The organism is Actinomycetota bacterium, from assembly GCA_040757835.1.
Classification (GTDB): Bacteria; Actinomycetota; Geothermincolia; order Geothermincolales; family RBG-13-55-18; genus SURF-21.
Genome location: JBFLWJ010000027.1, coordinates 1 through 14,165 on the forward strand (window position 1 = coordinate 1; position 14,165 = coordinate 14,165).

Here is a 14,165-nt window from a genome sequence, read left to right on the forward strand (position 1 = left end):
CCGGCTTCTCGAGCCCATTGGCAATATTCCGCCGGCGGAGTTCGAGGCTTACTATTGGGGAAAGGAGGATCAGGAAGATACGGAAGGACTCAAGCAACCGAGTCTCCGGTAAACCCGGGGCGGTTCATTGCTGAGAATGATGAAGCGGATGAGGGAGACACATGAAGGCAAGCTTACTGATGGAATGCCGCAAGTTAAGCCCGAAGATATTGCCGTCTTGTATGTAGAACCTTTTGGGGAATCAAGCATTGTACGTGAGATGCCCTTGAACGAAAAAGGGGAACTAGTTAAATCCTGGCCGGGGGGGTTCTTTGAGGAAGGGTTGAGAGAGGTATTCTAAATGTTGGCAGAGTTTGCTCTAACCCCAGATTTCTTTGACCCAACATCATATTCGAGCGATGAAATCCATGGGCTTCATTTACGGTATCTCAAGGACACATTCTTAAAAGAAGCACTTATAAGGGATTTGAGAGAAGGAAAATGGGAGGAATACGTACTGAGTAGAGGCCTGGTCTTATCTCCCAAGTCAAAAGAGCTCCTGAAGAAGATGAGGCAACAGAATAGACTCAGGCTGGTGCCTTCTGCGAGAGAGGCAGATCCTATTAATGATCGAGAGTGGTGCGAAGAAGCTATTCAGTCTCATTCCATCGATCCCCTCGACGGCATTATCGCGACCGACAAAGTCAAGAAGCACTACATTGATGAGGACATTGTCGCCTCCGTAGACAGGCTCAATGTTACGCAATGGTGGAGATTAGCTAAGGAGACTGCGGAGTCAACGACTGTGCTCGTGAATACATCCAGCTACAAAAAGGCATTGAAGAAGATTTTCGAGTGTGCCAGGTCAATCATGTTTATCGATCCCTGGATTGATCCAAGGGAAGACAACTATTCTCACTTTGGCGAATTGCTGGCTCTATCAAGGAGAGACGCGCCTCCCAACCCCTTGATTGAGATTCACAGGAAAGTAGAAAGCCCAAGAAGTAGAGTTGATGTTAAAAGAGAGGTGAATGCATGGGAACAAGCATTTTCGTCACTCGATAATGTGTTGCAGGACACAGGCAATTCCGCAGAAGTGTTTATATGGGATTACGTGCATGACCGTTTCTTAGTTACTGACATAATTGGAATATCCATCGGGCAAGGGTTCTCCGAGTCGAGGTACCCCGGTGAAACTACCAAATTCTCTAGACTCTCACGCTCTGACAGGGATGACCTGCAGAGGGAGTACCACGAGAACTCAAAGAAGCACTGGCTTGTTCATAAATTCAGAATAGGAGCGTGAGAGGCATATCCCAATCAACAAATGGTCAATATAGCTGAGCGCAAGAGAGGAAAACCGAGAGCAACTGGCAGCAACTCGAAAATATAAAAAGCACAGGCTATATGTAATTCAGAACAACTGAACGCAACTCAGGAACACCCAGAGCAAGCGAATTTTACGGACTGTAAATCCGTTGGCACAGCCTACGGAGGTTCAAATCCTCCCTCCCCCACCAGGAATAAAGAAGCAGGCCAGAGGGTTATCTCTTTGGCCTGTTGCTTTTTAAGGGAAACTATCAAGAGAGGCAACGGACTATCTATCCGTCGCGGTTCAACCCGGTACTCCTACTAAAAGACCTGCTAAACAGGCAATAATTGCTCGGAGGTGGAGCCGCGACATGTGAAGGAACGTATTATGCCTTCTTCATCCAAATGCTGAACTTCGATCCCTAAGAATCATAAATGACCATGAAGAAGCCACATTTGGAGATCATCTGGGGAGGAGAAGAGAAGCATAGAAAGAACCCGATCAACATATGGTCAACATCCTTGAACACGGCCCGCAAGCAATGCCCAGGTGAGCCCCACAAGCCTTGACTTAAATGATGCCTTGAATTAATATGATGTCCATAAGGACAACAAAATTTATAGGAGCAACATTGATAGAGGCAGAGATTGTCAATGAATTAATGAATGGTATCGGGGAGATCCTTCCCATTCCCGGGTTGAAGTTTGAGATATCCCCTGCCAAGAAAAGAGAAGCCGGGTCGCCCGAATATATAGCATCGATATCAATCGATGGCAAGGGAGTCAAGGCAGCCATTGAAGTACTCCCAACAAGGAGTTCGGCGATATTTCGGAGCAAGCTGTCAAGCCTTGTGTCCTATGCCGATCGGGATGGTGGCTTAGTCCCGCTGATCCTGTCGGATTACCTGAGCAAGGAGAAGAGGGAGGAATGCAAGGGTGCCGGGGTCCTCTTCATCGACCTTTCAGGAAATGCCTATATCTCTCATGGGGGAATATATGTAGAACGCGAGGGTTTTCCTAACAAGTATCCGGAAAGAAGGCTGGGGCGTGGACCTTTCTCCGACAAAGCATCACTGATACTCAGGGTAGCTCTTGAAGAGAGGAGCAGATCATGGGGCGTTAGAGAGGTAGCCCAAGCAGCCGGACTTGATCCAGGCTTTGTCTCCCGTATGATGAGGGAGCTTGAGATAAGGGGCTATTTCGGAAAAGAGGGTAGAAGATTCAAGTTGCTGGATGCGAAAAGCCTTCTCGAGGACTGGATAAGCGCATACGACTACCGCAAGAACGAGGAACACGGCTATTTCTGCCTGGCTGATAATCCCGGTGAGATACTCGACAGATTGCGCGATGCGGGGAGGCATAAAAGCCTACCTTACGCCCTGTCCTTCCAGGCCGGGGCCAACCTGGTGACTCCTCATTCCGTCTATAGCGAAGTACATATATATCTGAGGGATGAAAGCGGCCGGAAATTCCTTGAGCGGCGACTTAAACTGAGAGAAGTAGAAAGAGGGGCAAACGTCATATTGTGCTACCCGCACTATAGGTACTCAGCCTTCCACGAGATGCATCAGGTAGAAGGGCTCTGGGTCGTATCGGATCTGCAACTCTATCTTGACCTGTACAAGTATCCTTTGCGGGGACTGGAACAGGCTGAATATCTTTACAGGCACCGGTTGAAGAGACTCATCGAGGGATGATACACGGTGGAGAAGATCTTCAAGCACAGCCTGTTCAAAGTCGTTGAGATTCTTGGCGAGTATCTCTCCTAGGTCGTCTTCGCGGGTGGCTGGGCGCCGCTTATCTACTACCACTATCTTATGGGAGATAAGGCCAGGACTCCGCTCCTGACCCAGGAATTCGATTTGATGGTTGGAAGGCGAATCAGAAACAGCGGCAAGAGCCTCTACGAGTTGCTGCAGGATGCGGGCTTGCATCCAGAGCCACGCGATTCATCTCCGTGGCCGGCGCAGATCTACTCGGGAGAAATCGAAGGCAACCACCTCGAGTTGGAGTTCTTTACGCCCATGACCGGAAAGGGAGGGGATAGGGCTATCGAGGTTCAGAAAAACTTGCTTGCTCTCCCGTTAAGATATGCCGATATCATTGTTTCTGCCGCCATGGAAGTCGTGATAGACGACCATCCGCTTCACAGAGCCACCACACCGGTCACACTACTGGTACCTTCACCAGGGGCCTTCATCTTCAACAAAGGATTGACATTCTCCAGGCGGCAGGTAACGGCCAAGAAGGAAAAGGATCTCTACTACATCTTCGATATACTGGCGCGATGTCCCGAATTAAGGCAAGAAATATTGGAGGAACTCAGTGCTCTCAAGCGTTCGAGCGCTACCCATGCAAAGTGGTTCAAGTCTTTTCTGAAGAACATGGCCGATTATTTAGGGGATCTCGATGCCAAGGAGATCAACATGGTATTTCGCCAGAGGCCACCAAGCGCTTTTCCGGGATTGGATGATCAGCAGTTCCGCCAGTACGTATTCGAAACCTTTAAAACATTCATCGAGGAGTCGAGTCAACTATAGCGTCTTTTCGCCAGAGGATTAGCTGCCATTGAGGGTTGTCCCTCTGGCCTGGTACGTTTTTCCATAGCATTTAGGCCACGTGAGTCCACCAGGGTCCCCAGATGGTTGATATTCTAGAAGCAGATGAGACTTGGGATTGTCGTGCCCGGCCTGCTAAAATGTTATTGGATTGCGGTGTTGAAGGCAGTATTTTACTTGACTAGAAGCGATAGGCAAGAGCAGCAAGGGGGACGATCCATGGATGCAGCCGGAGTAAGCGCTTCTTCATCCTTCCGCTCCGCTTTCTCCATGATCCTCAACCCAGCCCAGGCGGTGAAGGGCGCCCTGGAAAGCGTCCCCTGGGTCTACTCCCTCGCAATATCCGGCATGGCCTTCACTCTCTTCTTTCTCCAGACCGGACTGGATATGTACAGGGTGGGCACCGCCTCGACGAGGGCCGCGGTAGGCTTCACCTTCCTGGGCACCGCCCTGGGCACCGCCGGGGTGGCCCTGGTGGCCACGCTGGCTTGGGCGGCCTCCCGCCCGCTGGGAGGCGACCGCTCCCTTCAGTGGACCATCCGTGCCTTCTGTTTGGCCTATACCCCCACAATCATCTTCTGCACGGTTGGGCTCGTCTTCAACCTGGCGGTCGGCTGGAACACCGCCATCGCCTTCGGGATAACCGGGGTGCTGTGGGCCCTTTACCCTATATTGGCCATCTGCCGGGAGATGACCGGGGAAAAGCTCTGGGCAAGCATGGCCATCTCCACCGTCTGCGGGGCCCTGGTCCTTTCCGCCTGGGCCCTGCTGGGGATATAGGGGAGGAAGGGATGGACAGGACCAAGGGGGAGAGGATCATAGGCGGCCTCGTCATCCTCGCCTGCTTCTGCGTCCTGGCCTGGCTCAATGGGAGATACGTGGGGCAGGGCGCCGGCCAGGTGGCCCTGTATACCATCCTGGGACTTATCATCGCCCTGGCCTGCCTGGCCGGGCTGGCCGCCCTGGTGATGGCCCTCGACCCGGCCCTGCGCCAGGGGCCGGGATACGCCGGGGCCGCAGACGCGGTGGCCCGGGGATACCTCCTCGCCCTCCCCTTCGCCCTCCTCGCCCTTCTGGCCGACCTCGCCTTCGGCTGGGGCGCCGCCACCGCCTTCATGCAGGCGGCCATCATGACCTCGGGGGCGGCGGTGGGGGTGGAGCTGGCGCGCTCGGGTGAGCCCAAGCTGCGCTACATGATCGGCTGCATGGCGGGGGCCTTCGCCTTCTCCATCATCTGGATCGCCTACTCGGCCATCTTCTCCAAGGCGGTGGGGTGAGATGCCCAGGCCGAGGTTGTGGAAGGCGGGCAGGCCGATGCGGCCGGCATGGCTGTTCCCGGCACTTATCGTGATCCTGGCGACCGGGGCCATCCTGCTGGCTTGCATGGGCACCTGCCTCGCAGCCGATATCCAGCCCCCCACGGATAAGCAGGCCGAGGAGTGGCTGGCGAAGGTGAAAAGCGGAGAATATGCATGGGTATTCGGCGAGAGCCCGGATGACCCGCCATACAATGTGGTGAAAACCGAAAAAGTGACCCAGGTCGAAAAACATGATGATGGGACGGTGTTCGTGACCTATCACATGTACGTTATATATACGATCTCGGTCAAGACACAGTACGACAGCGCCCCATACACCGATGTCTATGAGGACCATGCCCTCCTGGACTCGATGACCTGGGTGGCGGGTACGGATCAACCGTTGTCACAATCCGTTTCCGACTTCACCGACTACAAGACGATCGAAGTCCCACCGGACCAGTACGGTTCCGCGATGGACCGGGCGGTTGCCGCCATGGAGGCAAGCCTGCGGGAGGAGCTCAACAGTTTTGAGCATGTTTCGGGATGGGTGCCGGTAAGCTCAGGCGGTGATATCACCGCACCGCCGGGGAGCGAAAGCGAAGCTGAGGGGAGCAAGCAGGCGGGGGGAGGCAGCAAGATCCCCGGTCCCGGCAGCTGGTGGACATGGCTTACCGGCACGGTGATAGCCGGCATCATCGCGGCGATAGCCGGCTTCCTGAACTCCCTCCTCGGGCTTCCGCCCGTACCCGCCGCCCCGCCCGCTCCTCCCGGCAAGCCCGTCCCGCCGGCCAGGGTCCCTCCGGCCAGGGGGGCGGATAAACCCTACCCGCAAGTCTCCATAGATATCCCCAAACCTCGCCGCAGGCCGCCGTCCGGCCCGTTCGATTTCCCCCCGTACATGGAGCCGCTCCCGGCCGGCGTCGCCGCCGGTACCGCCGATCCCTTCGACCTGAAGAAGCATCCAAACCAGCCGGCCGATCTCATCGGAAGCAAGGTCGACTCCACCATGGATTCCCTGGGTCAAAGCATGGACGAGATCATCGAGGCCACCGGGGAATCCGCGGGCCAGACGGCCAAGGACGTCGGCACAGCGGTAAAGGACGGGGTCGCCGGATTTGTCCACGGAATCGCAAGTATCCCCGGCACCATACTGGAAGGATACGTGGAGCTGGGTAAGCTCTCGTATACCATTTATTCCGAATACATGAACGGCAAACCGAGTATCTTCACCGACCTGATCTCCTCGGGCGAGGGATGGGAGGCGCTCAAAGGCATCCTCGCGACCCTGGGCAAGGAACTGCTGCCCACCGACGAGATAAGCTCTCTCTTCGATCCCAACGCGTCGCTGGAGGAGAAGCTCTGGGCCATCCCCGCGGCGGCCACCAAGCTCGCCAACCTGATCATGATGGCCCCGAAGTTAGCCAAGATGCCGGTGCCGGGTTTCTCCGACGACCTCACCGCCATCAGCTCCGCCAAGGCGGCGAACAAGGCCATCGAGGCGGCGAAGGCGGCCACGACCTCCGGCGCGCAGACCGAATACGAGGCCTACAAGGCCGCTGGAAAGAACAAGGCGTCCGAGATCAACAAGGCGGTGGAAGCGGGCGGCAAGATATCCAAGGAGCAGGTGCTGGATGCCATGAGCGACCCCGCCACCATGCGTGTGATCAAGAAGGCGCCGGAGGCAGTACAGAAGGAGTTCGCCGCGACCCAAGCCAAGGAGATCTACCAGCCGGTCTACGACGACGTGGTGGCGCACATGAAAGCCAGCGATCCCAACGGGGTGTACAAGGTCGGCGGGGTCCGCACGCCGGGCCAGCAGAGCTTGATCAACACCGACAACGACGTCATCTTGATGAAGCTGGAGAAAACGAGGGACGGCTCCCTCTACTGGAAGGAGGTGCCCGCCCATCAATGGGAGGGCGCATATTTCGATTCCTTCGCCAGGCGCACAGGGTTCGACCCGGCGAAGGCGAAGGCGCGCTTTCCCGAGAAGAACTGGGACAAGATGACGCCGATGGACCAGAAGAAGGTGTGGACGGAAGGGCACGGCCAGGAAGCCATGGACGTCAAGAACCCGGAGGCCGCCCAATCCTTCAGCAACCAGCCCACGGTCATGGACCCGAGGTGGAAGCCAGGGGCGAAGTCGCCCGTTGCACAGGGAAGGATAGTGGACGGCGAGGGGCTAGCCCAGATGGAGAAGTACAAGACCACCCGCGGCTGGAAGGGAGAGGGCACGACCGTAAAGACCCAGACCGAGGCTATGGAACAGGGAGCCAAATTGTGCAACCTTTCCAAGAAGATGGCCTCCCAGTCCATGGCGCGTACCGGCAAGACCATACGCTACCCCGAGGTGTTCAAGCAGGGGGAGGCGATACTGAAGAGGAGCGACCTCGCTCCTGCGGTACGCGACCAGGCCTTGAAGAACCTGGGATTCAAGGGCGGATACGAGGAGTTCATGGACAAGCTGTCGAGCTGGACGGGCCGACTGCCATGAGGCGGTGGCCGGAAAGGGAAGTGAGATGACCGAGGATTTCGTTCCGCGCGGGGAAAGCGCGGTATATGAGACGCTGGAGCTGCCCCGCCGTTCCCTGAAGGCGCTGGCGGGGATGGAGGACCTGGGCGCAGGCCCCCTCTCCCCCCTGGGGCGCATGACCGCCCCGCCGGGAGCGGCCGACGCGGATGCGCTCATCTCCGCCTGGGAGAAGCTGGAAGGCGCATGGAGCTGGGCCGTCCCTGCCCTCCTCGACCCCCATCGCACCATCGCCCTGGTGATGGGCGACGGCAATGCCGGCGTGGTGGGGCAGTACCTCTTTCCCGACGCCGATGCCTGGGGACCCGGCTTCCACATGAGCGTGGGGGAAAACGCACTGACCCTCACCGGCCCCCTTGGCCTATGGCTGCTGGAAGTCGGCCTCTATTCCCGCCTGGCCCTGGAAGACGTGGCGGAGGTCGATCCCTTCCGCGTGGATCTCTCCGCCGACCACTTCTGGACGCTCATGGCCTGCCTTGACGCCTACCGTGCGGCGACCCTAGTACGCCGCATCCGGAGGATCGGGGGAGGACCGTCCGGCGTACGATCCGAGGACGTCGCCAGGCTCTGGTCGGACGGCGTCTCCCTGGTCGACCCCGGCTGGGCGGTATCCCTCTTCTCCATCCTCGTCCCCGAACTCGTCCCGCAGGATCTGGCCGAGAAGATACCTCACCTGCTGGCGGAGATGTCACGGCTGGGTCACCTGCGGGAGGTGGTCGGCCCGGACGGGGGAGGCGCGCTGTATGCACTCCCAGAGGCGTTGAGCCCTCTTCTCTGGGGTCCTACCACGGCCATCAACTTCGGCCTGGTAACGCAGAGCCTCGTGGAGCCGGCGGCGGTGGAGTTCACTGCGCTGGGGGGATGGCGCACCCCAGGCGGCGTCTGGCTGGCCGATCTGAGCGAGATAGAGAGCGAGGGGGTAAGGCTCCTCCTCGCCGGGCCCTTGCTGGCGAGCGATATCATCGACGGGGTGCTGGGGGACGACTCCCTCGCTGCCGCCTGGGACAGATTCGCCATGGACACTCCCTATACGCGGGATGACATGGTTTCTCGATTGCGCGCCATGCCCGAGGGCGAAGAGTCTGTCAAGGCAGACGCTGAGATCGTATCGGAGGCCAAGACGCCCGCTTCCCGCTCTTTCTGCACCGCCTGCGGCAACCCCATTGAGGAGGGGCTGGCCTTCTGCAACAAGTGCGGTAAAAGGGTGGGGGGGACCGCTACAAGCCAGGTTACCTGCACCGCCTGCGGCAATCCCATTGAGGAGGGGCTGGCCTTCTGTAACAAGTGTGGCAAAAGGGTGTGAGCCATTAAGGTGATAGACGATCTCTATAGCAATAATCCATTGAACAACAGATTGCAGTCGGGTAGGAGTCGGGATCGCGACCGAAGGAGAAGGGAAGATGTATTGCAGGGAATGTGGGAAGGAAATAGCCGACGTTAGTGATTTCTGCGGTCTCTGTGGGGCTGATTTGCGCGGATCGGAACAAGCGGCGGGACAGCCGCCGGCTCCTCCCGGACCTCAAGTCTACACATCGTCCCCCCGGTCTGCGGAGGCTCCTCCGGAAGAATCCGGCGACTATGCTCAGCCACCCAAGAAATCCACCTTGCCCTGGATCCTGGGAGGTATCGGGGTTCTGGCGGTCATAGCCATCGTCCTGGTACTCGTCTTCGTGGTCTTCAGGGGCGACACCACCAGCGACACCTCCGGCCCAGAGCAGGTGGTAGGCGATTTCTATACGGCGCTCGAGAAGGGTGACGTGGACATGTTGATCGCCGCCATGGAGCCCTCGTTCCGTTCTGAGCTCGAGGAAACCCTGGGCAAGGAATACGACCGGTACCTGGAGGACTATTTCTTCGCGTACTTCCCGGAGGATATGCAGGTCGATATCAGGAAGATAGAGACCAAGATCGATGGAGACACCGCGACGGTCACGGTCACGGACGCCACGGTGACCTACACCGACGAGAACGGGGAAATGGTGAGCGAAGAGGCATCAGAAGGGGAGTCGGATTCGCTGCAACTGGTGAAGGTGGATGGGAGATGGTACCTCGCCGGCGACTATCTGAAGGAGTCGGGATTCGATCCTGAAGAGCTCGCGGCCCTCTCGGATGCGGGGGACATATTGGACGACGGCACCGGATTAGAGGATGGCACCGAGACCGAAGGTGGTGACCAAGCCGACCTGGCGGAGGTCGAGGAGGCCATGCGTGAATACGCGTACGCTAACCTGCCGGACGAGTATGAACTGGCGATAATCGGCCTGTCTATAAAGGGCAAAGAGGCGGTCGGCTACGCTCATTTCGTCAACCAGGAGCTCGATGATGTCTGGATCATCATGAAGGAGGGCTCCAGCGGATGGTATGGGGTGGACTGGGCCACCGACCTCAAGCTGCCCGCCTGGTACAGGACGGAAGAGGTGGATGTGGAGGAGGCCATGATCGCCTACACGAGAAAGAACGCTGTGGAAGAGCTGGAGTTCGAGATAGACGGCCTGATGATCAGGGGAAACGAAGCGTGTGCAATAGCCATCCCCCTCAACATAGATACGGATGCACCGCTGATAATCATGAGGAAGAGCCCCGACGGGTGGTATGGTGTGGACATAGGTACCGGGGGCGAGATACCTGCCTGGTACGAGCCCTACCTCTTGGACATCTGAGTGAAGAAGTGGGGTCATGCCTAGAGTATCGAGCATCTCACCATATTTAGGTAAATCAACTATCAGCTCACTTTTCCCCATTCTGTTTTCTACTCGACGACATTCCGGTCAACAAATAGTCAATATAGCTGAGCGCAACCGAGGAAAACCGAGAGCAACTGAGAACAACTGGAATCTGCAGAAACCGCAGCATAAATGCAACTCAGAGCAACTGTTAGCAACCGTCGAAAACCGAGAGCAACCGTATTTTCCGGACTGTAAATCCGTTGGCACAGCCTACGGAGGTTCAAATCCTCCCTCCCCCACCAGGATTAAAAAAGCAGGCCAGGGGATTGTATCCTTGGCCTGGTTTCTTATTCCAGGAAGCAAATAAAGTGGGCAACGGACTATCCATCCGTCGCGGTTCAACCCGATACTCCAACTAAAAGACTTGCTAAACCGGCAATAATTGCCTGGAGATAGAGCCACATCATGGGAAGGAACGTATTATGCTTTCTTCATCCAAATGCCGAGCGCCGATCCTTAAACCATGAATAACCACGAAAAAGCCGCATTTGCAGATCATCTGGAGGGGAGAAGGGTAGCGTGCCCAAAGCACTATCAATAAATGGTCAACATGCTTGTACACGGTGTTGGTACCGTTTTTCAATCCATAGTGCTACCAAGTGATCTCTGACGAATACTGTCCCTTTCGATAACCGTGAACTTGCCTGACAAGGTTATTATCTTCTCCTTCAGGATCTCTAGTAGCATCGTTCCAGCTTCATCCGGCGAAATGGGAGTAAAACGAAAATAGACGACCCCGGGGACATCTCTTGCCTTATGACGGAAAATCAATTCCCCATAATCACGATCAAATGTCAACACTATGCGGTTAGTAGTGATTGCCTGCTCAATGACCTGGCGGTCCGAAGCGCCAGGTATTTCGTCGGCGACACAGATGACATCGTGACCACCTTCAGCAAGTAACTTGGTTGTGGACAGGGGAATATTCTCGTTGGCCAGGAAATCCATCAGATCGCTTTGGAGTCCAGGGGATAAAGGGATTCTTCACGCATGCACTCGGTCGCGAAGGCGAAAATGGCTCGGATATCCTCACCGGTTAGGTTGGGATATTCTTCAAGCACCTGGTTTTCCGTCCATCCTTCGGCGAAAAGACCCAGGATGAACTCTACAGAAAGCCGGGTCCCTTTTACTATAGGTTTGCCTAGCAATACCTCTGGATCGGAAGTTATGGCCTTTCTCCAGTTGATGTCCATCTCTGTCTCCTTTCTGACAATTATAGCGTACCACAATAGAGGGCAAACCCCGAAAATGGATTGAGATACCTCCATTTGCGGATTATTCGAACCTAAGTGACGTTCCCCCTCATTATAATAAGTAACAGGCAGATATAAGACCGCTGGAGAATATGGATTGAGATGAAGAGGAACACCTGGTTCACATCCGATACGCATTTTAACCATAAGAACATCATCAGCTACGCCCAGCGCCCTTTCGAATCAGTTGAGGAGATGAACGAGGTATTGATCGAGCGTTGGAACGCATTGGTCAGAGATGAGGATACTGTCTATCACCTCGGCGATTTCTCTTTCGGGGGGCCAGAGAGCATCCTGCGCGTCCTGCAGAGGCTCAAGGGCAGGATATATCTCTGCATGGGTTCTCATGATAGGCAACTGTACAAGGTGGGGAATAGGGGCGATGTGTGCTCACTGCTGGCTGGCATGGAAGAATCATATATTATTAACGTCCATGTGGAGGAGATCGCAACGAAGGTATTCCTATCGCACTACTGCCATAAAGTCTGGCCTTTCAGCCATTATGGATCGTGGCACCTTTTCGGACATTCGCACGGAAAGCTGGATGCGTATGAGGCTGAAGAGGGGAAGTTGCTGGACGTAGGGGTGGACTCTCATGACTTCTATCCATGGAGCCTGGAGGAAGTGGCGGGAGTGATGAAAACAAGGCCGGTCAACTTCAACCAAATATCCGTATAAGGCAGCATGTTGGATCACGACTGAATGTCAAGCACTGGGGCATTCCTCGAGCCGGCACCGGCATGGTCTGGCCGATGCGGACAACACAGAGAGCCGTCATTTGCTTATGGTATGTTTAGACCGATGATTTTTTGTTAAGCATATAGTAGCCAGACAGGCGGTGGTCTGCAGTGACCAGGAGAATTAATATCCCCGATCCCCAGGAACTGCTCCGCCACATAGCGGGCATGTACCAGAGCACTACGCGGGTGATCATGGAATATATCGACAACTCACTGGATGACGCAGAGACCTGCTATGAGGAGAAGGGAGCCTATCCCTATCTCATCGAGATAACCGTGGATATCGATAACAAGAAGCGCGAGGTGTCCATCACCGACAACTGCCGCGGGATGAACCGGGAAAAGCTCGTGCGCGTGGTGGAATACGTGGGAAGCTCCGATAAGAAGGCCCAGCCGTGGACCAACGGCCAGTTCGGATTCGGCGTGCACGCTTTTCGCGCTTGCTGCAAGAAGCTGGAGATCATCACCAAATCGCTGGATGACGATCCCTGGAGGATGCTCATCGACCGAGACACCAACGAGATCCCCGATGAGGAAGCGCTTCCAGTGCGCGCCTTCCCCTTCCCTTCAGGCACCATAATCAAGCTTGGAAAGTTCGATGGTGGCTGGTGGAGGGAGGTGAATCCCCAGGAACTGGTCAACGAGATAGAGCAGCACTTCAATCACCTACTGCGGCGCGAGAAGCTGAACATCCAGGTGGTGGAGGGGAAAAGGGTCTATATCTGCAAGCCATATGACATCGGCATATTCAACGGCAGCGATTTCGAATATGTTATCGAAAGGGTTAGCGACGGCAAGCAAGGCTTGGATATAATCCTTCCCCATCCTATAGAAATAAACCTCAAGGTCTGTGAGAACCCCGTACCCGATAAACCGCCTCTCTTCCTCAACACGGGAAGGCGCATCGAAGAGGCAGGCAAGATGAAATCCTATTACAATGTTTCTCCCTACAAAGGGAAGGTCTGGGCCCACCCCCATCTCATCGGGTATATCGAGATGAATGGGAACCTCGAGCCCACCCTGGATCGCTCGGACTTCAAGCGTACGAAGAAACGCAAGGCCATTTATGAAGGAATAGCCCAGGTTGAAGAAGAGATACACTCCGCCTTGAGTAAGATTGTACAGTCCACCAATGCGGAGAGCCTGGGACGCCTGGGCAGCCTTCTCACCCGGCTCCTGGAGCAGATCGCCAGGGAAGACCGCATGACCCTGAGGGAGATCTTCGCCTCGGGGGGTGATGTCGTCCTGGCAGAGACGCCGGACTCGGACCTGGAGCTGGCAAATCCGGGAACGGGAGACGGTAAAGCGGGCCAGGAGGCGGGGGAGCCGGGGGGTGAGAAAACGAGCGTGCAAGAGGGAGATGGCGATCTCTCCGGCCGCCGGCGCCGCGGCAGCGGTTTCGTGGTGCGCTTCGACGACACCGCACTCGATGCGCTCATCCAGGAGGATGGGGCCATCCCCAGGGCCAGCTTGGTCGAGGATACCATCAATATATATGTAAACCATCCAGACTTCATGGACAGGACGTCCCGGGCAAGACACGGCAGGATGAAGCTCTCGGACCGGCTCGCTTCATACGTCGCGGCGATCATCGCCACATACTACAAAGACACTTACTACAGTAAATACAACCTCCAGCCCGAGATAAAGAGACTGGTGGGAAGCCGCACCGCCATGTTCGACGATTTCCTCTCCTTCACCTGCCGGCTCGAGCAGATGCTGCAGGGATATGTGGGCAGCGACCTCGAGAAGATCGCGGAGGTATGA

The 14,165-nt window shown here is 56.0% G+C and carries 12 protein-coding genes and 2 pseudogenes; 12 read left to right on the forward strand and 2 right to left on the reverse strand.

The genetic code is table 11. From position 1 onward, the window contains the following. The first annotated feature begins 184 nt into the window (after window positions 1–184). From AB1384_14790 to AB1384_14835, 10 genes and pseudogenes are all read left to right on the forward strand, one after another. Window positions 185–340 carry a DUF3696 domain-containing protein gene (locus AB1384_14790; protein ID MEW6555539.1) on the forward strand — a complete coding sequence of 52 codons (156 nt, stop codon included), beginning with the start codon at window positions 185–187 and terminating at the stop codon, window positions 338–340. Then, a complete protein-coding gene (locus AB1384_14795) occupies window positions 341–1,285 on the forward strand; it encodes a hypothetical protein (GenBank protein MEW6555540.1) in 945 nt (314 codons plus the stop codon). It abuts the gene before it with no gap. A gap of 637 nt (window positions 1,286–1,922) precedes the next feature. Next, the gene (locus AB1384_14800; GenBank protein ID MEW6555541.1) at window positions 1,923–2,987 is read left to right on the forward strand and encodes a type IV toxin-antitoxin system AbiEi family antitoxin; all 1,065 of its coding nucleotides are present in this window, start codon (window positions 1,923–1,925) and stop codon (window positions 2,985–2,987) included. A gap of 87 nt (window positions 2,988–3,074) precedes the next feature. Beyond that, window positions 3,075–3,830, forward strand: a pseudogene (locus AB1384_14805) (GSU2403 family nucleotidyltransferase fold protein). 237 nt (window positions 3,831–4,067) lie between these two features. After that, window positions 4,068–4,628: a hypothetical protein gene (locus AB1384_14810; protein MEW6555542.1), complete on the forward strand. Its 561-nt coding sequence runs from the start codon at window positions 4,068–4,070 to the stop codon at window positions 4,626–4,628. 11 nt (window positions 4,629–4,639) lie between these two features. After that, window positions 4,640–5,125, forward strand: a complete 486-nt coding sequence (locus tag AB1384_14815) for a hypothetical protein (GenBank protein ID MEW6555543.1) — start codon at window positions 4,640–4,642, stop codon at window positions 5,123–5,125. 1 nt (window position 5,126) lies between these two features. Next, window positions 5,127–7,643 carry a hypothetical protein gene (locus tag AB1384_14820; GenBank protein MEW6555544.1) on the forward strand — a complete coding sequence of 839 codons (2,517 nt, stop codon included), beginning with the start codon at window positions 5,127–5,129 and terminating at the stop codon, window positions 7,641–7,643. A gap of 25 nt (window positions 7,644–7,668) precedes the next feature. Continuing rightward, window positions 7,669–8,982, forward strand: a complete 1,314-nt coding sequence (locus AB1384_14825; GenBank protein ID MEW6555545.1) for a zinc ribbon domain-containing protein — start codon at window positions 7,669–7,671, stop codon at window positions 8,980–8,982. A gap of 97 nt (window positions 8,983–9,079) precedes the next feature. Further along, window positions 9,080–9,145: pseudogene (locus AB1384_14830) on the forward strand (zinc-ribbon domain-containing protein). A gap of 138 nt (window positions 9,146–9,283) precedes the next feature. Next, entirely contained in the window at window positions 9,284–10,339 is a 1,056-nt protein-coding gene (locus tag AB1384_14835) for a hypothetical protein (protein ID MEW6555546.1), read from the forward strand. 645 nt (window positions 10,340–10,984) lie between these two features. Here AB1384_14835 and AB1384_14840 read toward each other — a convergent pair. Then, a complete protein-coding gene (locus AB1384_14840) occupies window positions 10,985–11,353 on the reverse strand; it encodes a DUF5615 family PIN-like protein (GenBank protein MEW6555547.1) in 369 nt (122 codons plus the stop codon). Then, window positions 11,353–11,592, reverse strand: a complete 240-nt coding sequence (locus AB1384_14845) for a DUF433 domain-containing protein (GenBank protein MEW6555548.1) — start codon at window positions 11,590–11,592, stop codon at window positions 11,353–11,355. The genes AB1384_14840 and AB1384_14845 overlap by 1 nt, the downstream gene beginning before the upstream one ends. 168 nt (window positions 11,593–11,760) lie before the next feature. Between AB1384_14845 and AB1384_14850 the strand changes: the two genes are divergently transcribed. Then, on the forward strand, window positions 11,761–12,336 hold the full coding sequence (locus tag AB1384_14850) for a phosphoesterase (protein ID MEW6555549.1): 576 nt from the start codon (window positions 11,761–11,763) through the stop codon (window positions 12,334–12,336). A gap of 170 nt (window positions 12,337–12,506) precedes the next feature. Next, the gene (locus AB1384_14855) at window positions 12,507–14,165 is read left to right on the forward strand and encodes an ATP-binding protein (protein ID MEW6555550.1); all 1,659 of its coding nucleotides are present in this window, start codon (window positions 12,507–12,509) and stop codon (window positions 14,163–14,165) included.